The 22,367-nt window shown below is 61.0% G+C and carries 29 protein-coding genes; 16 read left to right on the forward strand and 13 right to left on the reverse strand.

Annotated features, from left to right (window positions below; genetic code table 11):
* Window positions 1-42 precede the first annotated feature (42 nt).
* A complete protein-coding gene (locus FG13_RS04665; protein WP_035818837.1) occupies window positions 43-612 on the forward strand; it encodes a helix-turn-helix domain-containing protein in 570 nt (189 codons plus the stop codon).
* A 2-nt stretch (window positions 613-614) separates the two neighbouring features.
* Here FG13_RS04665 and FG13_RS04670 read toward each other — a convergent pair whose 3' ends face one another.
* Window positions 615-1,511, reverse strand: a complete 897-nt coding sequence (locus FG13_RS04670) for a LysR family transcriptional regulator (protein ID WP_051958524.1) — start codon at window positions 1,509-1,511, stop codon at window positions 615-617.
* A gap of 63 nt (window positions 1,512-1,574) precedes the next feature.
* Here FG13_RS04670 and FG13_RS04675 point away from each other — a divergent pair, with 63 nt between their 5' ends.
* The 3 genes from FG13_RS04675 to FG13_RS04685 all read left to right on the forward strand — a co-directional run bounded on the left by FG13_RS04675 (window position 1,575) and on the right by FG13_RS04685 (window position 5,082).
* Window positions 1,575-3,071, forward strand: coding sequence for an MFS transporter (locus FG13_RS04675; RefSeq protein ID WP_035818840.1), 1,497 nt, complete (start codon window positions 1,575-1,577; stop codon window positions 3,069-3,071).
* Window positions 3,072-3,163: 92 nt separating this feature from the next.
* Window positions 3,164-4,732 (forward strand): EAL domain-containing protein, encoded by a 1,569-nt coding sequence (locus FG13_RS04680; RefSeq protein ID WP_035818841.1) that lies wholly within the window; start codon window positions 3,164-3,166, stop codon window positions 4,730-4,732.
* On the forward strand, window positions 4,729-5,082 hold the full coding sequence (locus tag FG13_RS04685) for a hypothetical protein (protein ID WP_152598680.1): 354 nt from the start codon (window positions 4,729-4,731) through the stop codon (window positions 5,080-5,082). The genes FG13_RS04680 and FG13_RS04685 overlap by 4 nt, the downstream gene beginning before the upstream one ends.
* A gap of 3 nt (window positions 5,083-5,085) precedes the next feature.
* Here the strand turns inward: FG13_RS04685 and FG13_RS04690 are convergent, their stop codons facing one another.
* Entirely contained in the window at window positions 5,086-6,438 is a 1,353-nt protein-coding gene (locus FG13_RS04690; protein WP_161784145.1) for a serine hydrolase, read from the reverse strand.
* A 104-nt stretch (window positions 6,439-6,542) separates the two neighbouring features.
* Entirely contained in the window at window positions 6,543-7,490 is a 948-nt protein-coding gene (locus FG13_RS04695) for a VirK/YbjX family protein (protein ID WP_051958528.1), read from the reverse strand.
* Between the two features lie 188 nt (window positions 7,491-7,678).
* Between FG13_RS04695 and FG13_RS04700 the strand changes: the two genes are divergently transcribed.
* From FG13_RS04700 to FG13_RS04715, 4 genes are read left to right on the forward strand one after another with little or no spacing between them, the layout of a single operon-like run.
* Window positions 7,679-8,287: a hypothetical protein gene (locus FG13_RS04700; protein WP_152598681.1), complete on the forward strand. Its 609-nt coding sequence runs from the start codon at window positions 7,679-7,681 to the stop codon at window positions 8,285-8,287.
* Window positions 8,288-8,317: 30 nt separating this feature from the next.
* Entirely contained in the window at window positions 8,318-8,503 is a 186-nt protein-coding gene (locus FG13_RS04705) for a hypothetical protein (RefSeq protein ID WP_035818846.1), read from the forward strand.
* A complete protein-coding gene (locus FG13_RS04710) occupies window positions 8,500-9,051 on the forward strand; it encodes a hypothetical protein (protein WP_035818848.1) in 552 nt (183 codons plus the stop codon). Before FG13_RS04705 ends, FG13_RS04710 begins: the two co-directional genes overlap by 4 nt.
* 21 nt (window positions 9,052-9,072) lie before the next feature.
* Entirely contained in the window at window positions 9,073-9,501 is a 429-nt protein-coding gene (locus FG13_RS04715; protein WP_161784146.1) for a GNAT family N-acetyltransferase, read from the forward strand.
* Window positions 9,502-9,509: 8 nt separating this feature from the next.
* Here FG13_RS04715 and FG13_RS04720 read toward each other — a convergent pair whose 3' ends face one another.
* Entirely contained in the window at window positions 9,510-10,562 is a 1,053-nt protein-coding gene (locus FG13_RS04720; RefSeq protein ID WP_051958532.1) for a DNA-binding protein, read from the reverse strand.
* Window positions 10,563-10,783: 221 nt separating this feature from the next.
* Here FG13_RS04720 and FG13_RS04725 point away from each other — a divergent pair, with 221 nt between their 5' ends.
* Complete coding sequence (locus FG13_RS04725; protein ID WP_081922436.1) at window positions 10,784-11,803, forward strand: tyrosine-type recombinase/integrase; 1,020 nt, start codon at window positions 10,784-10,786, stop codon at window positions 11,801-11,803.
* A gap of 55 nt (window positions 11,804-11,858) precedes the next feature.
* Here FG13_RS04725 and FG13_RS29890 read toward each other — a convergent pair whose 3' ends face one another.
* The 7 genes from FG13_RS29890 to FG13_RS04755 all read right to left on the reverse strand — a co-directional run bounded on the left by FG13_RS29890 (window position 11,859) and on the right by FG13_RS04755 (window position 16,167).
* A complete protein-coding gene (locus FG13_RS29890) occupies window positions 11,859-12,191 on the reverse strand; it encodes a hypothetical protein (RefSeq protein WP_152598682.1) in 333 nt (110 codons plus the stop codon).
* Complete coding sequence (locus FG13_RS04730) at window positions 12,188-12,484, reverse strand: T6SS effector amidase Tae4 family protein (RefSeq protein WP_051958534.1); 297 nt, start codon at window positions 12,482-12,484, stop codon at window positions 12,188-12,190. The genes FG13_RS29890 and FG13_RS04730 overlap by 4 nt, the downstream gene beginning before the upstream one ends.
* 91 nt (window positions 12,485-12,575) lie before the next feature.
* Window positions 12,576-13,115 (reverse strand): hypothetical protein, encoded by a 540-nt coding sequence (locus FG13_RS04735; RefSeq protein WP_035818853.1) that lies wholly within the window; start codon window positions 13,113-13,115, stop codon window positions 12,576-12,578.
* A gap of 396 nt (window positions 13,116-13,511) precedes the next feature.
* On the reverse strand, window positions 13,512-13,802 hold the full coding sequence (locus FG13_RS04740; RefSeq protein WP_035818856.1) for a hypothetical protein: 291 nt from the start codon (window positions 13,800-13,802) through the stop codon (window positions 13,512-13,514).
* Window positions 13,803-13,899: 97 nt separating this feature from the next.
* Window positions 13,900-14,352, reverse strand: a complete 453-nt coding sequence (locus FG13_RS04745; protein WP_035818857.1) for a PaaI family thioesterase — start codon at window positions 14,350-14,352, stop codon at window positions 13,900-13,902.
* A 72-nt stretch (window positions 14,353-14,424) separates the two neighbouring features.
* Entirely contained in the window at window positions 14,425-14,949 is a 525-nt protein-coding gene (locus FG13_RS04750) for a MarR family winged helix-turn-helix transcriptional regulator (protein WP_081922437.1), read from the reverse strand.
* A 45-nt stretch (window positions 14,950-14,994) separates the two neighbouring features.
* Window positions 14,995-16,167 carry a citrate synthase gene (locus FG13_RS04755; protein ID WP_035818863.1) on the reverse strand — a complete coding sequence of 391 codons (1,173 nt, stop codon included), beginning with the start codon at window positions 16,165-16,167 and terminating at the stop codon, window positions 14,995-14,997.
* Window positions 16,168-16,258: 91 nt separating this feature from the next.
* Here FG13_RS04755 and FG13_RS04760 point away from each other — a divergent pair, with 91 nt between their 5' ends.
* On the forward strand, window positions 16,259-16,801 hold the full coding sequence (locus tag FG13_RS04760; RefSeq protein ID WP_035818865.1) for a GNAT family N-acetyltransferase: 543 nt from the start codon (window positions 16,259-16,261) through the stop codon (window positions 16,799-16,801).
* Between the two features lie 22 nt (window positions 16,802-16,823).
* The gene (locus tag FG13_RS04765) at window positions 16,824-17,876 is read left to right on the forward strand and encodes an NAD(P)/FAD-dependent oxidoreductase (protein WP_035818867.1); all 1,053 of its coding nucleotides are present in this window, start codon (window positions 16,824-16,826) and stop codon (window positions 17,874-17,876) included.
* A gap of 17 nt (window positions 17,877-17,893) precedes the next feature.
* Here FG13_RS04765 and FG13_RS04770 read toward each other — a convergent pair whose 3' ends face one another.
* Together FG13_RS04770 and FG13_RS04775 are read right to left on the reverse strand one after the other, a co-directional pair.
* Complete coding sequence (locus tag FG13_RS04770; RefSeq protein WP_051958538.1) at window positions 17,894-18,316, reverse strand: hypothetical protein; 423 nt, start codon at window positions 18,314-18,316, stop codon at window positions 17,894-17,896.
* A gap of 66 nt (window positions 18,317-18,382) precedes the next feature.
* Window positions 18,383-18,604 carry a DUF6434 domain-containing protein gene (locus FG13_RS04775; protein ID WP_051959559.1) on the reverse strand — a complete coding sequence of 74 codons (222 nt, stop codon included), beginning with the start codon at window positions 18,602-18,604 and terminating at the stop codon, window positions 18,383-18,385.
* 532 nt (window positions 18,605-19,136) lie between these two features.
* Here FG13_RS04775 and FG13_RS30370 point away from each other — a divergent pair.
* From FG13_RS30370 to FG13_RS04785, 5 genes are all read left to right on the forward strand, one after another.
* Window positions 19,137-19,316 carry a hypothetical protein gene (locus FG13_RS30370; protein ID WP_035818868.1) on the forward strand — a complete coding sequence of 60 codons (180 nt, stop codon included), beginning with the start codon at window positions 19,137-19,139 and terminating at the stop codon, window positions 19,314-19,316.
* A 373-nt stretch (window positions 19,317-19,689) separates the two neighbouring features.
* Complete coding sequence (locus FG13_RS29895) at window positions 19,690-20,016, forward strand: hypothetical protein (RefSeq protein ID WP_152598683.1); 327 nt, start codon at window positions 19,690-19,692, stop codon at window positions 20,014-20,016.
* 3 nt (window positions 20,017-20,019) lie between these two features.
* A complete protein-coding gene (locus tag FG13_RS29900) occupies window positions 20,020-20,220 on the forward strand; it encodes a hypothetical protein (protein WP_161784147.1) in 201 nt (66 codons plus the stop codon).
* A 9-nt stretch (window positions 20,221-20,229) separates the two neighbouring features.
* Window positions 20,230-20,841: a DUF6624 domain-containing protein gene (locus FG13_RS29905; protein ID WP_152598685.1), complete on the forward strand. Its 612-nt coding sequence runs from the start codon at window positions 20,230-20,232 to the stop codon at window positions 20,839-20,841.
* 194 nt (window positions 20,842-21,035) lie between these two features.
* A complete protein-coding gene (locus tag FG13_RS04785) occupies window positions 21,036-22,343 on the forward strand; it encodes an HlyD family secretion protein (protein WP_051958542.1) in 1,308 nt (435 codons plus the stop codon).
* The last annotated feature ends 24 nt before the right edge of the window (window positions 22,344-22,367 follow it).

The raw sequence follows: 22,367 nt of genomic DNA on the forward strand, positions 1-22,367 counted from the left end.
CGCTCGCGCCTTGTCCAATAAAATCCGAATGGAAGCAGATATATGTCCACTAAACCAGACGAATTGAATCAGCGCATCGGCGCCAGGGTGCGCCTCGAGCGCGAAAACCTGGGCTGGTCGCTGACGGACCTGGCGGCCCGCTCGGGCGTGTCGCGCGCCATGGTGCACAAGGTGGAGCGGGGCGACTGCAGCCCTACGGCCACCTTGCTGGCGCGGCTGTCGGGCGCCTTCGACCTGAGCATGTCCGAGCTGATCGCCCGCGCCGAGATGCGCGCCGGGCGCTTGCTGCGCAAGCTTGAGCAGCCCGTGTGGGTCGACCCGCAGAGCGGCTATGTGCGGCGCCACGTGTCGCCCGCGTCCGACATGCCGCTCGACCTCGTGCAGATTACCTTGCCGCCCGGCGCCGTGGTGGCCATGCCGGCCGCCGCCTATGTGTCGCGGCGACAACTCATCTGGTCGCTCAGCGGCAGCCTCGTGTTTATCGAAGGGGAGACCCGCCACGTGCTGGACGAAGGCGACTGCCTGGAACTGGGGCCGCCCGCCGACTGCGTGTTTCGCAATGAAACGGCCAGCGCCTGCACCTACGCCGTGGCGGTCTTGAAGAACAGCTGAAGTTAAACCAGCGCGTCTGCGCGCAGCTGGGCGATGAAGGCGCGCGCGGCGGGCGCCTGTTCGTGGCGGCGGAAGGCGACTGCGATTTCCGAGCTGATCTGCGGCCCTGCCAGTTCGCGAAAGCACACGCCAGGCAATTGCACGCTGGCCATCACGGAATGGGGCACGATGGCGCAGCCCACGCCCAGCGACACTTCCGTCAGCACGGCCACCAGGCTGCCCGGGCGCGACACCACCTGCGCCGCAAAACCGCCGCGCCGGCTCACCTCCAATGTGCCCAATTCCTGCTCCGGCACGATGAAGGCCTGCTGCGCCAGCGCGGCCGGCCCCGCCACATCAAGCAAGGCCAGCGGGCTGTCCGCCTGTACGGCCAGCACGAAACGGTCGCGCAGCAAGACCACGCTGTCGATGCCTTCCGGCAAGTGCAGCGGCGGGCGCACGAAGGCCAGGTCGACCCGGCCCTGGTCCAGCAAGCCGGGCAGGGTATCCATCGCGGTTTCGCGCGCACCGATGTGGATGCCGGGGTGGCTGGCGCGAAAGCGGGCAAACTGGTCTTGCAGCACGCCGGAATACGCGGCCGAGGCCACGTAGCCGATTTCCAGCCGTCCCAGTTCGCCCCGTCCGGCCCGCCGCGCCACTTCCTGCGCCTGCGCCAGTTGCCCCAGCGCGCGCGTGGCCTCGATGACGAACAGTTCCCCGGCGGCAGTCAGGGACACGGCACGCTTGCTGCGCTGGAACAGCCGCGTGCCCAGCAACAGCTCCGTTTCCTGCACCTGCTTGGTCAGCGCGGGCGGCGAAATGCCGAGTTCCGCGGCCGCGCGCGCGAAGTGCAGGCTGTGCGCCACGGCCAGCACGCAGCGGAAATGCCGCAGCTCCATGTCTTTATTTGTATTCACCATGGGTAAATTATAAGGCGGCTGCCTTATAACAGGAAATAATACAGGCGTGCTTACAATCGGGACATGAAGAATACCAACTGGACTTTATATACATGCTCGGGCGTGTGCGCCCTGATCATGCTCGACACCAACGTCGTGGCCGTCTCGCTGCCGTCGATCGCCCGCTCGCTGAACGCCAGCTTCGTCGACGTGGAATGGGTGGTCAGCGCCTACATGCTGGCGTTCGCCTCGTTTTTGCTGCCCGCCGGCAGCATCGCCGACCGCCTGGGGCGGCGCAGGGTGATGCTGTATGGCCTGGCCGTATTCGCGCTGGCGTCCCTGCTGTGCGGCCTGGCGTGGACGCCGTTCGTGCTCAACGTGGCGCGCGCCGTCAAGGGACTCGGCGCGGCGCTGCTGCTCACATCCGCGCTGGCCGTCATCGGCCACACGTTTCACGCGGAAAAGGAGCGGGCGCGCGCCTGGTCCGTGTGGAGCGCGGCCATGGGCGTGGCCATGACGGTGGCGCCCCTGCTGGGCGGCCTGATCACGAGCGCCATCAACTGGCGCTGGATTTTCTATCTGAACCTGCCCGTTGTCGCCATCCTGATGTGGTTGGTAGGCAAGCACGTGGACGAGTCGAAGGATGCCTCCAACGCCAGTTTTGATCCATTCGGCGCGGCATTATTCTCCGCCGGCCTGTTCGCCATCATCTGGGGCTTGATCGACGCCAGCGTGGCGGGCTGGTCCAGCCGCGCCACCATGCTGCGCTTTGTGGCCGGCGCGGCGCTGCTGTTGGTCTTCGTGCTAGTGGAACGGCGCCAGCGCGCGCCCATGGTCGATTTGTCGCTGTTCGGCCGGCGCGTGTTCGTCGGCGCCGTGCTGGGCATGTTCGGCTATGCGATCGCCGCGCAAGTGATGATGACCTTTTTGCCCCTGTATTTGCAGAACGCCTTCGGCTTTTCCGCCGTGCTGGCCGGCTGCGCCATGCTGCCGTTTGCCGTCGCCATGGTGGCGCTGTCGCGTCTGGCGCCGCGCGCCATGCGGGTTCTGGATGATCGCGGCATTCTGGTGACGGGCTTGCTGATCGTCGCCGTGGGCAACGTGGCCACGGCCCTGGCCGCCTCCAGTTTGCAATATGGCTGGGTGGCGGCCGGTATGGTCGTCACGGGCGCGGGGGCCGGATTGCTCAATGGCACGACCCAGAAGGCCATCCTTGCCTGCATCCCGCGCGAACGCACGGGCATGGGTTCCGGCATCAGCACGACCACGCGCTTTGTCGGCATCGTCCTGGCCGTGGGCGCGCTGGGCGCCGTGCTGGCCATGCGCACGGCCGCATCGTTCAACGAGCTGGCGTGGCTGCACGGCTTGAAGGCGTCGCCTGAAATGATAGGACGCATCGTCGCCGGCAACGCGGCCGAGGCCTTCGGCCAGTTGCCGCCCGCAATGCAGGCCGTGGCGCAGGAAGCGGCGCGCCACGCTTTTATCGACGGCTTTGCCAGCGTGCTGTATCTGGCGGGCGGACTGGCGGCCGTGGTGGCGGCGCTGGTGTTCGTGCTGGCGCGGCCGCAGGAAAAAGTGTAACTGTTCAGTAAGTTCCGCGTGCGCGGCCTCTGCTTGTAATATGATGCCATCGAGCAATACATGGCAATCATATAACTACCGCAGGTAATCACATGCGCAGAAAACGGATCATCATTACCAGTGTGCTGGTGGCAGTCATCGGCGTGGCCGCTCCCCTGAGCCTGGCCTTCTATCTGTCGTCCGTGCGCGCCGAGCAGGGCGAGCAGGAGCGCCTGCGCCTGCTCGCCGGCTACGCGCTCGAGCGCGCCCACCGTTCGATCGCCTCGGCCAGCATGGCGCTGCGCAGCGCCGATGCGCTGGAGCTGGCGCCGTGTTCGGAAGCCCATGTCCAGCAATTGCGCCGCATCACCATCACCACGCGCAGCATCGACGATATCGGTTATGTGGAAAACGGCTTGCTCAAATGCACGTCGAACGGCATCGAGGACGAGCGCATCGCCATCACGCCCGCCGACTTCACGCTGGACAATGGCATGGGCCTCGATTTCAACCTGCGCCCCGTCGTCAGCGGCGGCAAGCGCATGGTGGGGCTGTCTTACCGCGCCCATAAGGTGCTGATCGATCCCGTGCGTTTTTCCGACGTCATCGTCGACAACGACATCCAGATGGCCGTGGCCATCGGCAAGGGCGGCGTGCTCGACACCTTGCACCATCCGGACCCGGCACTGGTCAATACGCTGCTTGCCGGCACGGGGGCGAAGGGCGAACTGGCGCACGAGGACAGCATCCATGCGATGCTGTACCGCGATGGCTTGACGGCCGTCATGATCGAGCCGCGCAGCAAGCTCAGCGAGAGGCTGCGCCGCGAACAGCTGCTGCTCTTGCCGCTGGGCCTGTTGATGGCCGCCTTCATCGTCGGCATCGTCGTGTGGCTGTCGCGCCGCCGGCTGTCGCTGCGCGGCGAGCTGGAAACGGCGGTCGAGCGGCGTGAATTCTTTGTCCACTATCAGCCCATCATCGCGCTCGACACGGGCGTGTGCGTGGGCGCCGAGGCGCTGATACGCTGGCGCCGCCCCGACGGCAGCATGATACGCCCCGACCTGTTCATCCCCGTGGCCGAGGAGGCCGAACTGATACTGCCGATCACCGATCAGGTCATCGATTGCGTCATTGCCGACATGCGCGCCGCGCTGCTGGCCGACCGCGAGCTGCACATCGCCATCAACCTGTGCGCCAGCGACATCGAAACGGGCCGGGTGCTCGACGTGCTGGAACGCGCGCTGGACGGCACGGGCATCGAGGCGCAGCAGATCTGGCTGGAAGCGACGGAGCGGGGCTTCATCAACGTGGAAGCGGCCCGCGCCACCATCGAAAAGGCCAGGGCGCGCGGCCATGCCGTGGCCATCGACGACTTCGGCACCGGCTATTCCAGCCTGTCGAGCCTGCAAAACCTGCCGCTCGACGCCCTGAAAATCGACAAGTCGTTCGTCGACACCATCGGCACGGACGCGGCCACCAGCAGCGTCACGCCGCACATCATCGCCATGGCCCGCACCTTGAACATGCTGATCGTGGCCGAAGGCATCGAAACGCAGCAGCAAGCGGACTATCTGCTGGAGCGCAAGGTCGAATTCGGCCAGGGATGGCTGTTCGCGAAAGCGCTGCCGGCCGCGGAATTTCTCACCTTTTACCGGGCGCGCCGCGCGCCATCGTCCACATGAAACAGCCACGCTTTCCCTATCCCTTGCAGCCGCTGCGCGTCCCGGGCGGCTGGCACATCACCGTCAACACCCTGTTCGAGGTAGAAACTGGCCCCGATACGATGGAATGGTTCAGCAGCGCATTGCTGCTGTGGGGCAGCTGCCGCGACTCCGGTTACTGCTTCAACTCGCATTTTGAACCGGAGGACGATCCACAGGGCGAATTCGTGCTGGAGATGGGCAAGGTGGCATATGACCGCCACGGCAAGATCGTCCAGGGCAGCGACGCCTTCCTGGGCGAATTTCGCACGCGCAGCAAGGCGGAATTTGTCGCCCGGGTCGAGCAATTCATGCAAGACCCGGCAGCGTGATTTTTACGGCTTGCGCGGCAGGATGACGTCCTGCCCGCCTTGCTTGAGCACGGCGCTGGCGATCTTGCCCGCGGCATCGCGCGTAAAGGCCAGGTCCGCATCGATGGCGCGGAAGAAGAATTGGTCTTTCGCGCTGGCAAACAAGGGCGCCGATCCCATGCCCGTGCCGGCCGCTTCCAGGCCATTCTTGCCCAGGGTTACCGTCAACGTGAAATCCTTGTCCAATGGATACTCGCCCACGTACTCGGCCAGCGCGGCGCGCGGCAGCGCGATGGCCGCTTGCGGCTTCTTCAGCGGCGGCAGCGGTGTGCCGGGCAGCAGGGTGGACAGGCCCAGGGCGTCGACGTCGCGCGCCGTGTTCGTCAACACCATCACGCCCCGCTTGCCGTCCGTTGTGAACGCCGCATAACTGGCGTAGCCGCCCGTCTGGCCGCTGTGCCAGGCGTAGCTGCGGCCCTGTTTCTGCTCCAGCAGCCAGGACAGGCCGATTTTCGTGTCGCCGTCGGCCGCCAGCGGGCGCTGCGGCAGGATGGCCAGCGCATACGGGCGCAGCGGCTTGAACATATACGCTTGCAGGTAGGCGATCATGTCGCGCGCGCTCGAATACACGCCGCCGGCCGGCGCCACCACGTTCAAATCCCAGGCTGGTGTCGGCTCGCCCGACAGCAAATGGCCGGGCGCCAGGCGCGCCAGCATGCCGTGCGTGGGCTGGTTCGAAGTGGAACGCATGCCCAGCGGCACGGCGATGCGCTTTTGCAGCAGCGCTTCATAGCTGCTACCCGCTTGTGCGGCCAGGGCCGTGCCCAGCACGGCGTAGCCGATGTTCGAGTAGTCAAATGCCGTGCCAGGCGCATGCGGCAGGTGGTAGGCGGCGAGAAATTGCCGCTGTTTCGCTTCCGTGTAATCGGCATACGGGTTGGCCGTATCCTTGGGCGCGAAGTTGTCGGGCAGGCGCGGCAGCGAAGAATAATGCGTGGCCAGGTCGAGCAGGCTGATCTTCTTGCCATCGAAGGCGGGCACGGTATAACCGGGCAATAAAGTGGCCACCGGCTCGTCGAGTTTGACTTTGTTTTCGGCGACGGCGTCGGCCAGCAGCAAGGCCGTCATGGTCTTGGTGACGGAACCGATCTGGTAGACGGTGTCGGCGCCCGGTTTGATGTGCTTGCCGGCGTGTACGCTGCCAAAGCCGTAGACGGCGCTGTCCTTGCCGTCGATCACGGCGATGACGATGCTCGCGTGCATGCCCGTGCGCGTCAGTTCTTCCGCGCGCTGGCGCACGGCGTCGTCCAGCACGGGGGCGGCCAGTGCAGCGGTGCCAGCCAGGCAAAGGGGGAGGAGGGCGAAAGAGGGTGTCATGGGGAAACCTTGTCCAGGGTGGATCGAATGCACGCCGGCCCTTGGAGAAGGTGGCTGGCATGCCCGGTGCAGGATACGGCCCCAACATGAAGGCTTCCTGAGGTTTATGGCATTTTTGTCAGTATGCCAAGGCTTGCGCTTGCGCATTTTTCAGCCATGGGCGCGTCCAGCAAACCCGCCAGCTGCGCGCGCATGTCGGCGGACATACATTGCAGCAATTCGCCGCGCCGGCGCGCATCGGCGCGTTTCTTCGACGGCACGGCGGCCAGCTCCGGCGCCCGGTAAGCCGCGCAGGGCAAGTGATAATTACCGTCGCGCATGCGCAAGGCGTGCAATTCCTGCCACACATGGTCGTAATCGGCGGCGATATGGCGGCGGCGCCGCGCATTCAGGGCGATGCGGTTGTCGTTGCTGATCAAGAACAAATTCGTGCAGGCAAAAAAATCGCCGAAATCGCGCAAGGCCGTCACCATCAGGTTTTTCGGGCGGCAACCGTGCAGCGCCCGCGTGGCTTCCTTGACGGCCAGCTTGCCCGCTTCCGAGCGCAAGCCTTGCAGCGCGCCCAGCTGCAGCGAGACGCCATCGGCGCGCGGCAGGAATAAAAAACTGGCCAGGTAGAATGGCTGGCCGTCGCGCGTCAGGCGCAGGCACAGTTCGCCTTCGCGGTAGCTGTCGTGGATGGCCGTCAGCTGCAAGCGGTACAGCGCCCCATCCTTGCCGTCAAACGCGGCCAGCACCACCGCTTGGCGCGCGGCCCGCTCGACCAGGGTGCGCGCGCCCGCTTGCCACAGGAAACGGTAATGCCCTTCCAGCAAGGCCAGGCGGTCCGTGCAACCGAGTTGGCGCGAGGCGTACGGGCGGTAGATCTTGAAGCGCAAACAAGGATGCAGCTGCGCCAGCGAATTCAGGCCCGGCATGCTGCCCAGGAAGGCTTGCCAGCGCGTGCGCTGGCGTGGAAAGAAGAGGGCGCCCAGCGCCGCTTTCAGGCGGTGTCCGCTGGCACGGCGGGGTAGGGCGGCGCCGTGGCGCAGGGATAAAGCGATGTCAGTCATGGTTCAGCCGGAAAATGGCAGGCGCTGCACAATGAGAGCCTTGCCAATCTGAATGCTACGTGGGCCGGGTGAATTTCATATTAAGACGCTGTTCCATCCATATTTAGAGGATGACAACTAAACATTTGCCTTTTAGTAATACTGGCGCTTATTCTCCCTGCTCGCCAACCCGATGACTGATGCCTTTCATGAACCACCGCCAATTGCTTGTCATTCCCATGCTGCTTGCCGCACTGGCCGCCCACGCGCAAGACCGCACGGCCGATCCCCTGGGGCCCTTGGCCCAATGCATCAATCGCAGCGAGTTTCAGTTCAGGCAGCAGGACCGCCTGCCCGCCCACGTGACGACGCGCAGCGTCAAGCTGGCAACGGGTGAGGGGCAGGTATCGGTGGCCGACGGCTATCGGCTGATGCTGTTCCACAAGAGCAGCTTGCCCTTCGTGAACCTGAAGATTGAACGCAGCGTTGAAGGCAGGTTTGCCGCCGACCGTGACACGATCCTGGCGCAAATGCAGCAGATGTCCGCCAACAGCAAGCCGCCACAGCTGGTGCCGTTGGAAACGGACACGCGCCAGGGCGTGGAAGTGCTAGGATTGAATAACCCGTATATCACGCAATCGTCGGGCGTGATCAGCGTATACACCTTGCTGCATGCCGCCAGCGGGACGGTCGCCACCGCCTACCTGCTCAATCAGCCGGCAGACAAGCGGGAATTCGCGACGGATGCGCAGTACCAGGCTTTGCGCGACCAGTTCCTTGCCGCGCTGGTTCCCTGCATGGCCAACCCAGCGCAGTAAGGCGCGCGCGCGGTGAAAGAGATGCCAGCCATGAACGAACCGCGCACGCCGCCCGAAGATGTGGCGGAGAATGCAGCCACCGCCGCCAGCCAGCTCGATGCGAAAGTCGCCTCGCTGGCGCACTGGCGCGGCAAAACCCTGGCCAGCGTGCGCACGCTGATACGCGCCGCCGTGGCCCTGAACACGTCGACGACACCAAAACGGACCACTACTTGAGACATTATCTGTATATCTGGCATGACCCGGCCGAGCACATGCTGGTCGCTTCCGGCATCGAATTCAAGGATTGTATTGCTGCCCTCGGCAAGGCGGACGGCATCGTGCTGCGCAGGGGCAGTGCCGGCACGCTCAAAAAGCCTGCCGCCTGGCAGACCTTGACGCGGCAGCAACTGCCAGCCCTGGCGCACGAAGATATCCATGCCTGGGGCAGCCATGCCTGGGCCGATTGGCAGGGTGCGCCGCCCGCTTCCGATGATGCGCACGTGGCCGCGATGCTCGGCCACCATGGCGCGCTCGCGCCGCTGCCCGCCTTGCGCAGCCGCTTTCTCGCCTTTGCCCACGACGACGGCTGGTATCTGAAACTGTTTTATAGGGAATGGGATGACGCTGCGGCCTTGCTCGCTGGCACCATCGCGCCAAGCCTGGGCACGCTCGACATGGAGGCGCTGCAACAGGGAGCCGGCGGCTACTGGCTGCAAGACGGCGTGCTCCAGGTGGAGCTGAAAACCCATGCTGTCGACAGCGTGCTGAACCGCCGCCTGTAAGGAATGGATAACGCGCAAGCCATGTGCCTGATTCGACCTTTCGCCAGCGGGGACACGCAGTCCTGCACCGCCATCCTGGCCTTGGCCGGGCGCGACGCCTTTGGCACAGTCGCCGGCAGCGCCGTTTTCACGGCGGCGACGCAGGGCGAAGCCATTCTCGTTGCCGAGTCCGATGGCAGCGTCACCGGCTTTGCCGCCGTGTACACGGGCGACGCGCCGGAGTACTTCCTGCACCATTTGTACGTGCACCCGGCGCACAGCGGCCTGGGCATCGGCGCGCACCTGCTGGCGGCCGTCGTCGCCCGTTTCGGTCCCCATCTGAGCCTCAAGACGCAGCTGGCCAATACGGGTGCGCGGCGCTTTTATGCGCGCGCGGGCTGGGTCGAAGACGCGGCGGACAGCGGCGTGGACGCCATGGGCGCGTGGGTACGGGTGCGCTACCGACGGTAAAGAGTGCGTCAGGGCTGCCTTGAGGGCGTCCTCGAGCTTATCGTAGCGGGCGTCGATGCGGCGCTGTCGTGCAGCGCCAGGCGCGCCGCCATGCCGGCATTGTCGCGCAACAAGCCGTCGCGCTCCTGCGCCCATGCTTCCATTTTCTGCTGCGATAGTTGCCCATTTTCCGCCAGCATGTCGAGCTGCCGGTCTTGCGCGGCCAGCGCCACCTTGGCGTCGTTCAGCGCCAGCAGGGCCGTATCGAGCTTGGCCAGCAGGGCGTCGGCCGACGCGGCCGCCTGCAGGTATTGAAATTCGAACTGGTCGCGCTCGGGACGCACGGTGGCCAGCGCTGCGCGGTCGGCGGCCGCTTCGTCAGCAAGGCGCGCGTGGTCCGCCTGCAGCTGCGCCAGCCGCATGTCTTGTTGCACCAGGGTGGCTTGCTGGCCCTGCAAACGCTGCTGCAGCTGGGCGTTTTCCTGCTCCAGCCTGCTTTCCCGCTGCTGTGCCTGGGCCCGTTCCTCGCTGCGCTGGGTGGCGGCCGCTTCCTGATAATGGTCGAACTGCGAACGCACTTGCGCCAGCTGGCGGTTGAGGGCGGCGATGTCCTCGCCCCGGTCGGCCAGGCGCTGCGTCAGGCCCGCGTTATCGCTGTGCAAAGTGGCCAGGGTGACGGCGCGAAAATGGTGCTCTTCCTTCAGTTGCGCCAGCGCATGCTGCGTGGCCCGCAATTCCTGGGTGAGGGCGGCGCGTGCCTCCGTCAGTTTCAATCGTTCGTTTTCCGTCTTCTTCAGCTTGTCCAGCGCCGCGTCGAGTTCGGCGCGATTCTGCTGCATGCCCGTTTCCAGCTGCTGCGCCACGTCGCGCTGCTGTTTTTCATAGACACCGCGCATCGCTTCCATCAGCTCCGCCGGCAAGCCTGCTTCCGTTTTGACGGCGCCTGCGCCCTGGAACTCTTCCTTCCAGCGCTTGAGCAGGGGAGCGATGGTGCTCTTGCTACCCGTGCTGCCCAGCGCTTCGCGCACGCTGTCGACCGTGGGATTGCGCCCATCGGCAGTGACGATTTGGGCTGCTTTCATAACATCAGAGTACAGAATGCCGGTGCGGGCCATAAAACCACCTATGAACGAAATTTAGTAACGTATTACATGATACGTAATGTCGCATAATATTACGATATAAATTTTTGCGTTTTTTGAAAAAAATAAGTCACGATAAGATTGCTTATCGCGTGTTATTGGGGTGTTTGGCATGCTATTCTGTGTGTCTCCCAGTACAAAACCGCGATTTCGCCGCCGCCATGCCTGATTTGCCCCTCTCGAAACGCCGTGCCGCCGTGGCCAAAAACACCGCCATCGCCACCGCGCCATTACACGGCGCCCTGATCGATGCCGAGCTGGCCGCGCGCCACCAGGCGTTTCTCGCCGCCGCCACGTCCGATAACACGCGCCGCACCTACCGTTCCGCCATCCGCCACTTCCAGGCCTGGGGCGGGACGCTGCCTGCAGATGAGTCCACCGTCATCCGTTACCTGATGGCGTATGCGGACAGCCTGAACGCGCGCACGCTGGCCCTGCGCCTGACGGCCCTGTCGCAATGGCATGTGTACCAGGGCTTTGCCGACCCCGCGTCCACGCCCACCGTGCGCAAAACCCTGGCCGGCATCGCCCGCCTGCACGGCAAGCCAAAGAAAAAGGCCAAGGCTCTGCCGCTGGAGGACCTGGAAACGATCGTGTCCAGACTGGCCGCGCTGGGCAAGGTCAAGGCCTTGCGCGACAGCGCCTTGCTGCAGCTGGGCTTTTTTGGCGGTTTCCGGCGCAGCGAACTGGTGGGATTGATGCTGGAAGACGTGAGCTGGGAGCCGCAGGGCATGGTCATCACCTTGCCTCGCTCGAAAACGGATCAACTGGGGGAGGGCATCGTCAAGGCGATTCCGTTCGGTGACGGCGTCTGCTGTCCGGCCACGGCCTTGCGCGCCTGGCTGGCCGCGGCGCACATCCGCACGGGGCCGCTATTGCGCACGGTGAACCAGTGGGGGCACGTGGGTGCGAAGGGATTGCACGCGAGCAGCATCAACACGATACTGGAGGACTGCGCCAGGCTGGCGGAGCTCGATTACGTGCCGGAACTATCGAGCCACAGCCTGCGCCGCGGCATGGCCACCAGCGCCCACCGGGCCGGCGCCGATTTCCAGGCCATCAAGCGCCAGGGCGGCTGGCGCCACGACGGCACCGTGCATGGCTATATAGAAGAGGCAGGCCGCTTCGAGGAAAATGCGGCCGGGAGTTTGTTGAAGGCGAAGAAGAAGGCGGCGGGCTGAGGCGCCCGACGACACCGCGCAGCGGAGCGCCAGTTGACCGATTGTTATCCCACATTCAACTGATGACATACCCGAGCAAATACAATGCAAACGTAAAGACTGCCAGCAGCAAGAGTCTGCTCAGTTTTTTAGATGTGGTCACGCCGGGCTTTGCGCTAAGCCATCCCGTCACCATAAAAATGAACGATGGGCCAAGAAGATAGGCGACAAGCGCGGCAGTGACCCACCAGGATACCGAACACGGCCCTATTTCGTAGCAAGCGCTGGAGTCGTGGCGCAACAGCTTGACATGAAACCAGAACGGCAGGTGACTGCCAGCGACCGTTGCAGCCCAGCTTGTTAGCAGTCCAGCAATAAGAAACCCTACTGATAAGCCGATACGTTTCACTTGACCTCCCAAAACAGGATGAGGCTTGCGTTGCTCAAGTCCGAGTAGCCAATCGAGGTGCCGGGAATATGAGCACTTGATACGCCAATTCTTCTGCCCACCACCGCGATGAAACCTTCAGCGCCAGAGACCGTCATTCGCTTGCCATTCCAAAAATCAATATAGCCTCCGCTTGCGCTGTCGGGTGCTTCCCCATCGCGAGTCCAGTCAGCATGAAACATGATGATAGCGGTGCGCGCCTTGACCTTGGATTCCCACTCCTTGCCGGTGACGTCCTCGGGCTTATTTGGCAAGCCGCAAAAGGCTGTAGTTTATTGAAGGCGAAGAAGAGGGCGGCGGGTTGAGGGTGTCCGCCAGCGCGTCCGGTTGAATGGGTGACTGGGTTTATTCAGGCAATTCCGGGATGAGCAAAAGATCGAAATATTGCTCGCGCAGCTTGGCGAGCCGCGCCATCTGCGGCGGAACAGGACGCATCTGCAAAGCCTCCCGCATGTATTCCAGGCGAGACTCTGCATCATCACGGTGTTCCTCATCGGGTTTTATAAAGTAGTCGATTGCCTGCTCCTCTTGATATACCAGCTGCTCGAGCGAGTACCAACCGACGTAGTAGCCCAAATTAAAGAATTCCTCAAAGGACTCGGCGATCACTACGTTGTTTTCGTCTGCGGATGGCAGAGTCATTATGATAGGCAAAGTTCCGTTAGTGGATACAAAATCTTTGAGATAACTGTAATGGACACCGTCCCCGCCTGTGCTTGCAAAGGGAACGACGTTGGTAGGGGTGCACCAGTATTGCTCTTCTATTTGAATCATTTCCAGGATAAGGCCACAAGGCTCGAAGACCATATCGGCGGAAGTTTTAAACTTAATTGCGGCAGCATCAGCGACTTGATGCAGTTTTTCAAGCTGAACGGGTAGTTTCATATTTTTAGGCCCAACCTGTTAGACATTGCAAAACGACGAGTTAGCATGGGCGCCTGCGATGTAGCATCTCATGCTGTCGACTCAAGGATCCAGCATGGTTGAGTGTATGGCATCATTGCCTCTTTGGCAAGTAGGAGATATGCATGCAGCTTTGTGAGGCATTTAGAGGCAGCATACGCTGCGCCAACCCCGTCTTGCGGTGCGCGGGAAGCACACCGCCAAGCCAGCGATACAAAAAGCCATCCTCGTCCGCATTCCCAGCTTACAGCCTAGGGGCTGGCCGCAGCGCACATCCTTTCAGGGCCGCTTCGAGAAGGATGCGGCCGGCAGTTTATTGAAGGCGAAGAAGAAACCGGCGGACTGAGGCCGCCCCAAAAAAAGCATTGCGCTTGAAAATCAGGGATGTTGCTGCTTGTAGAGAAACCAGGTCAAGACTGCCATGACTGTCAGAGAGAATAGCGCGCTGATACACACTATCCGCGTTGCGTGATGCTTTCCAATCACTATCCCCAGAAGCGCGCCCCAGGCTATGGGCAAGGTCGCGTAGATGACGACCGACACGACCTTCAGCAAGTTGGAGCATGATTCGCGGCAAATATTGGTCTTGGCAACGACCTCAAACGCATGAGGCAGCATATCGAAGGCGATGCCAACCAGTAAGCCGAGGACAGCAATCTTTTTAACCATCGTTTGACCTCGGGCAGAATGGCTCAGTGTATGGCGTTGTTGCTCCCATGGCAAGCCAGGAGCACACGCCAGGCTTCCGCGGTGCTGCCAGGCCGTATCATGCGGCCGCCTGCTCCCGCGGGCGGATGATCATGCAGGTGGCCGTCGCGTGCGCGTACACTTTACCGGCTTCGTCGCGGATCGTGCCTTCGGAAATGACCAGGTTGCGTCCCGCATTGATGACCTTGCCTTCTGCAAACACCGTCACGTTGAAGGGCAGGGGGCGGCACATCTTGATGTTCAGGTCCGTCGTGCCGTAGCTTTCGCCGGCCGGCAAGACCGTGTGCGTGGCGCAGCCGGTGACCGTGTCGAGCACGGTGGCGGCGAATCCGCCATGCACGCCACCCATGGGATTGGTGTGCGTTTCATTCGCCGTGGCCGTGAAGACGACGCGGCCATGCTCGACCGTGTGCGCATCCATGGGCATGGTCTTGGAAATGCCGGGCCGTGGAAACAGGCCTTGCGCGAAAGCTTGCATCAGTTGCAAGCCGGTCATGTCGTTGGGGTGCATGGGTAACTCCTGTGGGTTAGAAAAAAGGGGATGAAAATGCTTAACCCAACGGCAATGACCGGGGTCAGACCCTCAGGGTCTGACCCCAGCTTTTGTCTGTGGGTTGGCTTGATCTTGCGCAAAACGCAGGCGCGAGGCATGCAGCAGGAAGCGGGCGACGATGGCCAGCTCTTCCTCGCTGAAACCCGCTTTCAGTTGTGCATTCAGGCTGTCGAGCAGGGGCAGGGCGGCGGCCAGCACCTCGCCCCCCCTGGGCGACATGTGCAGCGTGCCGGCGCGCGCATCGAGCGCGGACTGGCCGCGCACGATCAGGCCGTTTTCCTCCATGCGCGCCACCAGGCCCGTGACGGCCGAGTTTTTCAGTTGCAGCGCCCGCCCCAGATCCTTCAATTGACAGCCTTCTTCGCCCTTCAGGGCAAACAAGGCGACGACTTGCGTGCCGGAAAATCCCAGTTCGCTGGTGAAGACGGCGTCTGCCGAACGAAACAGGTTCTGCCGCGCCAGGTTAAGCAGATTGAACAGGCGCGGCGAACGCTCGCCCAACGGGCAGGCTGCGGCATCGGGGACGTCTGAAGTAGGAGAATTATTGGTACGCATGCGAAGTATACTACTACGTATGCGTAATAAATCAAGCGCCAATTGCTAGTCGCGCTGGTGGCGTCCGATGTAGCGTGCGCGTGGCCGTATCAGCGCCGCGCTGGCGGCTTGCTCGGCGGCATGCGCAATCCAGCCGGTCGAGCGGGCCAGGGCAAATACGCTCATGCCCGCGCCCGCGGGCCAGCCAAACGCCAGCTCCATGGCCGCCAGCGCCAGATCGGCGTTCGGACGCGCATCGAGCAGTTCGCCCGCCGTGGCGCAGACGGACAGGATGGCGCGCAACTGCGGATACGCTTGCGACAGCGCCGACAAGCGGTCCAGCAGATACGCGGCGCGCGGGTCGCCCAGCGGATACAGCGGGTGGCCAAAGCCGGCGAATTCCGGCGCGACGGTCTTGTAAAAGGCGTCGATGCTATCCCTGGCGTCCGGCGCGGCCAGCGCCTGCGTCAACATGCACCTGGCCGCCGCGCTGCCACCGCCGTGCTTGTCACCGGACAAGGCCGCCAATCCTGCCCCCAGTGCGGCCGGCAGGCTGGCGCCCGTCGAGGCGACGCAGCGCACGGCAAAGGTGGACGCGTTCAATTCATGGTCGGCCAGCAGCACGAGGGCGGCGCGCAGCAATTCAGTCTGGTCCGGGTCCGCCTGCCACGCCAGCGCCAACTGCTGGTGCAGCGGCAGGGTGGATGGCGCCGTCTGCAGCAGGGCGGCGGCCAGCAGGCGCATCAAGGCGGGCCCGGACTCCAGCGCGTGCGGCATGTCCGCTGGCGTCAGCATGGTCATGGCCAGCATGGCGCGCGCCAGCGGCGTCGCATCTGATGCGCAGGCCAGTCCTGAAGGCAGGGCCGGCGCATCTTGCTGGAAATAGTCTGTCGCGTTGTCGTCCCACAGCAGGCCGGCGGCCGTCTCCAGCGTCGCGGACTCGGCCAGCGCCGTCGCATCGCAGCCCCGGTACAGCAGCCGGCCATCGAGAATGTGGGAAATCCGCGTCTCGAGCACGGGCAAGCCCCAGTGCATGGCGGCCACTGCCGTCTGGCCGCCGCGCTTGGCGTCATTTTTGCGAGCCGCCAGGCGCAATACCTCTTCCTGCGGATAGCGCTTGCGGCGCGAATCTCCCTTGCTGACGGAAGCCAGCAAGCCCCGGCTCACGTAGGAATACAGGGTGGGCAGGCTGACGCCGAGGAGGCGCGCCGCGTCAAGGGCGGATAAGTCGTTTTTCATGGCGGCGATTGTATCTGTATATTGATTCGTAGAATCAAGATTGACGGGCCGGGCAGCGCGTCACTAGACTCATGCCTTTCCAGGAGCCTCCATGAGTACACACATCATTCGCACCCTGCGTCCGGACGACGCCGCGCCCTTGCTGGCCTTCGAACACGCCAACCGGGCCTGGTTCGAACGCCATATCGACCGGCGTCCCGATACTTTTTACAGCATTGACGGCATCCAGGCCCACGTCGCGCAATTCCTGGACGAGCACGCACAGGGGCGCATGCACCCCTGCGTCATCGTCGACGAACAGGGACAATTGATCGGCCGCGCCAACCTCAAGGATATCGACGGGCAAGCGCAAACGTCCGAAGTCGGCTACCGCATCGGCGAGCAGCAGGCGGGCAAGGGCCTGGCCACAGCCGCGCTGTACCACCTGATCGCCCTGGCACAAGACGAGTGGCGGCTGGCCAGTCTGTGCGCCTACGCTATCGACGGCAATGCGGCCTCGATCCGCGTGCTGGAACGCTGCGGTTTCGTGCAGGGAACGGCCGTGCCCGATATTGCCATCGTGGCAGGCAAGGTTGTCGATGGCCATGCGTATGCGCTGGATTTACGGGCGGCTGGGGTAGACTATGCCCTGTGATAAATAAACAAAATTGACAGATATGAATCGCGAAAAACCCCAGCACATCATCGTCATCGGCGCCGGCATCGTGGGCGCCTCGCTCGCATATCACTTGGCCAGCAAGGGTGAAAAAGTCACCGTGGTCGAGGCGGGCGGCATCGCTTGCGGCGTGACGGGTACGTCGTTCGCGTGGATTAACACGTCCTGCGCCGGTCCCGACCCCATTGCGGCCCTGCGCGGTGGCGCCATCGCGGCCTGGCGCCGGCTGGAAACGCAGGTGCCTGAATTAAAAGTGCGCTGGCACGGCGCCTTGTCGTATGGCACGCAGGATGGGCGCGTGTCGCCCGAGTCCCTATTGATAGACCGCGCGCGCATCACCGAGCTTGAACCGCGTCTGCGGCGGCCGCCGGAACAGGCGATCTTTGAGCAGGAACAGGGCGCGCTCGACGCCGTTGCCGCCACACACGACTTGCTGGCAGCGGCCAAGGTGCTGGGCGTGACCATCCGCACGCATACGCCCGTGCTGGGTTTTGTGGTCCAGGACGCGCGGGTGACTGGCGTGAAAACGGTCGCTGGCCTCATGGACGCGGACGTGGTCGTGCTGGCGGCAGGCACGGGAACTGCTGCGCTGGCGGCGATGCTGGGCGCCAGCCTGCCCATCCACGCCTCGCCCGCCATTTTCATGCGCTACCAGGCGCCGCCCGGCCTGGTGCACAGCATTATTTCCAGCCATGCAATGGAAGTGCGGCAAGCCGAGGACGGCACCATGCTGGCGGCGGAAGATTACCTCGACGACGCGCCGGAAAACCAGCCCGCCGCCATGGCGCAGCGCACGGCCAGCGCAATCCGCAATGAACTGGAAGGAGCCGAGGCCATCGCGCCAGAATTCGCCGGCATCGGCCTGCGTCCCATGCCGGCCGATGGCGTGCCCATCGTCGGCCATTTGCCCCAGGTCGAAGGCGCGTACGTGTGCGTCATGCATCCAGGCGTTGTGCTGGCCGCCATCGTGGGCCAGCTTGCCAGCGAGGAAATCGTCACTGGCGAGCCAGGATCAGCCTTGAAAGCTTGCCGGCCCGCGCGTTTCCTGGCTTGATTATTTGTCGCTGATTCCTACGGCACAGGCACCACGAACACGGGCAGGACGAATGGCGCTGCCTCCTGCTCATCGTCATTCTCCGATGGTGACTGCATATAGTGTTCGTTGCGCCAGTCCCCGTTCACCACGCGCTCGGCGATCAGCGCCAGATCCTGCGTTTCGCGCAGTTCGCAGCGAAACGGCAGCCGCCCATGCGAGCGCGACACCAGGCTGTAGCGCAACTGCCGGCATTGCGCATCGTGCCAGCAATAGAACAGCATGTCTTCGCCAGCGAGTGCGCTACTACGCGCCGCGATCACCTCACCAATGAACTCGACGATATCGGCCGCATGGATCTGCGGCGTTTCCTCGTCCGTGGGCGAAAAGCTCCACATATTGGTTCGGGCTTCGTGGTTGATGTCGTCGGGATCAATTTCCACGGCATCGTCTTTTGCCATGGCGAGCCAGCTGCTTACGACGGTTGAGTGAATCATGTAAAGCTTTCAGTACTTATCAATATTTATTTATGCATCGCCGGCTTGACTATGTCGGCGCATCCATTCATCGGCCACATCGCCCATGGTTTTGGCGGCGCCATCGCATATCCAGGCCATAAGATCACGGTCGAGTCTGAATCCGGGGCCGCACTGATCCAACAGGAAGCGCCTGACGTTTTGCGTGTTTTTATAGCGGGCGTCGACGCTGGTCTGCCGGGTAATGACGCCGCCGTGCCAATCGAAATCCATGCTGTGCTCCTTAGTAATACCGACGTACAGCGCAAGCTGGATGCCGACAGAGAGGTGAGATGAGACAGCATTGTATGCCAGCATCATCCCATCCAGAAATTTTTAGGACTAATCTTATATGCGGCAGAATTTATTAGCTTTAGGATAAGCAGCATCACTGCCCAGTGATGATTGTTGCATCAAATACTCTTGAATAGCCATGAAAAATTTTGATAAAAGCATCATTGTGTCGATAATTTTTTTCGCGACATCGATTTCCCTGCTATTTTTCCTATTGAGTGAATGCGCATGGATTTATTATTGCTTACTGAATTTCTCAATGCGCAACCCTTCCATTTTTAACGGAATAATTATATTTTTAATCTCATTGACCTTTGTTTCTTTCTATATTTACAAATCAAGAAAGAGAAAATTTAACAAGGCAGAGCAATAGCAGAACTTGAAAAAAAATGAATGTATCTCCTGGTGGCGTTCCTCGGGAATAGGGCAATGGATCTTATTATAATTATATTGCTTAAAAAAAGGAGCCTCTATGGCAAAGAACATATTAATGGCTTTGGTGGCAACTTTGATTTTTTCTTTTGTGTTTCCATTGATCTACCCATTGGTGAACGGCGCCGATGGGAAGGCATCGTCGGTAGTAATTTCGTCTGTGTTCTTCTTCATCGCGATGATGGCTGCATTCACTCTTTACTATCGTAACAAAAAGTAGTTTTTAGAGCGCTCGGGGTTCAATCCGAACGCTCTATTATTTTATATATCAAGAACCGCCTGGTTATAGATGCGTTTAAAGAATAAATTCGGCTTCTTCTCCTGCCATATTTTCATCGCCTGAATCAGTATTTTATTATCCAGGGCGTGTTGGGGAATTTTTTCATTTTCTATTTTTAGATGGTTTCGTCGCGTCGATTCCAGTTCGCCCCTAAAGGGTTGGATTAAAAATTCCGGAAACACTGGCCACAAATTCACCGACCGATGTACGAGATTTTCTAAAATTTTTATCGCCGCGCAAGACGATTTATAAGCCTCTGCGAGGATTCAATTGGACTTATAAAGACAGGCAATTAATAACATACACCCGGATTTTGCATGAGAGCGATTTACCATCTGACGATTTGCTTCAAGTTTGTCCCGGAATTTACCAGGAATACATTGAAAAGGATTTTGAAGTCCGGGTAACAATTATGGGAAAACATTGTGTTGCGGCTGCGTTGCATGCCCCAGACAAAGAAGACTGGCGCATGTCATCTGAAAAAAACGCATTGGTTGCAGTTGCACACAAGCTTCCTATTTCAGTACAAGAAATGTGCATTGCCTTTATGAGAGATCTGGGAATTGTCTTTGGATGCCTAGATTTCGTTGTAATACCTGATGGTGATTATATTTTCCTGGAAGTTAATGAAGCCGGGTAGTTCATGTGGGTGGAGCAAATGATTCCTGAGTTTTTATTAATTGATGCATTTTCTGACTTTTTAATTGAGCGCGACCCTGATTTTCAATGGAAAAGCAAGAGCCCAGGAATAACGGTTAAAGAAATTCTGCGTGACAAAAGTTTCAGAGATTTGATGTGGATAGCTGATAGGCATGTTTCTGGCCGCAGCCCAACAATACTATAGAAAGTAACCATGAAAATAATTTGTGCATACTTGTTACCAATTTTGTTCTCATTCATATTTAATGCGGGTGCTTCGGAAAACTGTTCTTCGGTGCCTGATGAGTTAGACCAAATGGCCACAGCGGATCAATCCCTTCGTTATGATGGGCATAATATTGGACTTAAAGGACCGGAGGAACGTGCAGATTGGAATTTGAAGGTGCAGACCTTGAATCACGTGAACGGTGAAAAGCTAAAATCTATCTTGGATCGATGCGGATGGCCGAGTGAGGAGACTCTCGATGGAAGATCGTCGTCGGCTGCACAGCTCATCGCGCAACATTCTGACCATGACGATCAGCTGCAGATGCGAGCCCTAGCGGTGATCGAAGGCCGCGTACGAAATGGGACAGTTGATCCAAAGCAGTTTGCTCACCTCTCTGACCGAATTCAGCTTCGCAGGACAGGCAAACAAATTTATGGCACGCAACTCTTAGTAAGCAATGAAGGTATCACATTACCATCGACTGAGATCGATGACATAGATAGCGTCAACAAACGTCGTAAAGCTTTGGGAATGGAATCGGTCGAAGCCTATATTGCACAAGCAAAGGAATCTCAGTTTGGCAAAGTTACTCGCTGAAAAAATGTAAGTCGAAAAATTTAGGTGGGTAGCTGGCAGCGCTTGTACGGCTTGCTCTTAGTTGGCGTCTAGACTGCATGTCAGCCATGTGACACCGCTTGCCAATCTCGCTAAGAAAGCGAATTGATCAGCCATTTCTCATAACATCAATTAGCGACCTTGCAATCAATTTTTATTCGAAAAAGAATATTATCTTGCATAATCAATTCTGCAATATCGTCTCCGTCGCAAGCCCTGATCCGTTCGTTCAAAAGCTGTTCCGCCAGCAAGCCATCGAGCATCTAGGCAATAAACAATACGGCACCGTATTGCTTGCGCGCCCCGTCAGCCATGTATTCCTGACCTGGCTGTTCCTCTCCATCGCGCTGGCCATCGTCGCTTTCTTTATCTTCTTCAGCACCACCCGCAAGGCGCAGTCGCAGGGCGTGCTGCTGCCGACCAGCGGCGTGATCCGCATCATGCCGGGCCAGGCGGGCGTCATTGCCGGGGTACGCGTCAAAGAGGGCCAGGCCGTGCGCGCGGGCGAGGTGCTGTTCGTGCTGTCGGGCGAACGCAGCAGCACCAATGCGGGGGCGCCCCAGCAGCTCGTATCAAGCCTGTTGAAAAGCCGGCGCGACAGCTATGACGCGGAATTGCAGCAGTCGCGCCTGCAATCGCGCCAACGCATGGCGGCGGGCCAGCGCCGGGCCAGCGACCTGGCGGCGGAAATCGGCCGCATGGACGACCAGATCGCGCTGCAACAGCGCCGCATCACCCTGGCGGAACAGTCCTACCAGCGCTACGGCGAGCTGCACGCCACCCATTACATTTCATCGGCGCAACTGCAGGATAAGCAGGCCGAGCTGCTGGACCAGCATCAGCGCCTGGCGGAATTGCAGCGCATCAAGTCGGCTAGCGGCCGCGAACTGGCCACCACGCAAGCGGACGTGCGCGACTTGCAGGTGCAGGCGCAGCGCGACACGGAAGGTTTGCAGCGCAATGTGTCCGCCATTGAACAGGACCTGACGGAAAACGAGGCGCGCCGCGAAATCCTCGTGCGCGCGGCGCAGGATGGCATGGTCACGGCCATCACCACCGAGCTGGGGCAGACCGTGGCGGCCAACAGCGTGCTCGCCTCCGTGCTGCCGCAAGGCGCCCAGCTGGAAGCGGAAATCTACGCGCCGTCGCGCTCGGTTGGCTTCATCAAGCCGGGCATGACGGTGCTGCTGCGTTACCAGGCCTATCCGTACCAGAAATTCGGACAGTATCCGGCGCTCGTGCGCGAAGTGGCCAGCACCTCGCTGCGGCCCGAAGAGCTGGCGGTGCCGGGCGCCGTCAGCGGCACGAATGGTGAACCCTTGTACCGCATCCGCCTGAGCTTGCAGCGCCAGAGCGTGCAGGCGTATGGCGAAACCCTGCCACTGAAGTCGGGCATGCTGGTCGACGCCAGCGTGCTGCTGGAACAGCGGCGCCTGTATGAATGGGTGCTGGAACCCCTGTTCAGCATTTCCGGGCGCCTGTAAGCCCTCTCTTGATTGATACCCACA

The sequence above is a fragment of the Janthinobacterium sp. RA13 genome (genome assembly GCF_000745325.1).
Classification (GTDB): Bacteria; Pseudomonadota; Gammaproteobacteria; order Burkholderiales; family Burkholderiaceae_D; genus Janthinobacterium; species Janthinobacterium rivuli.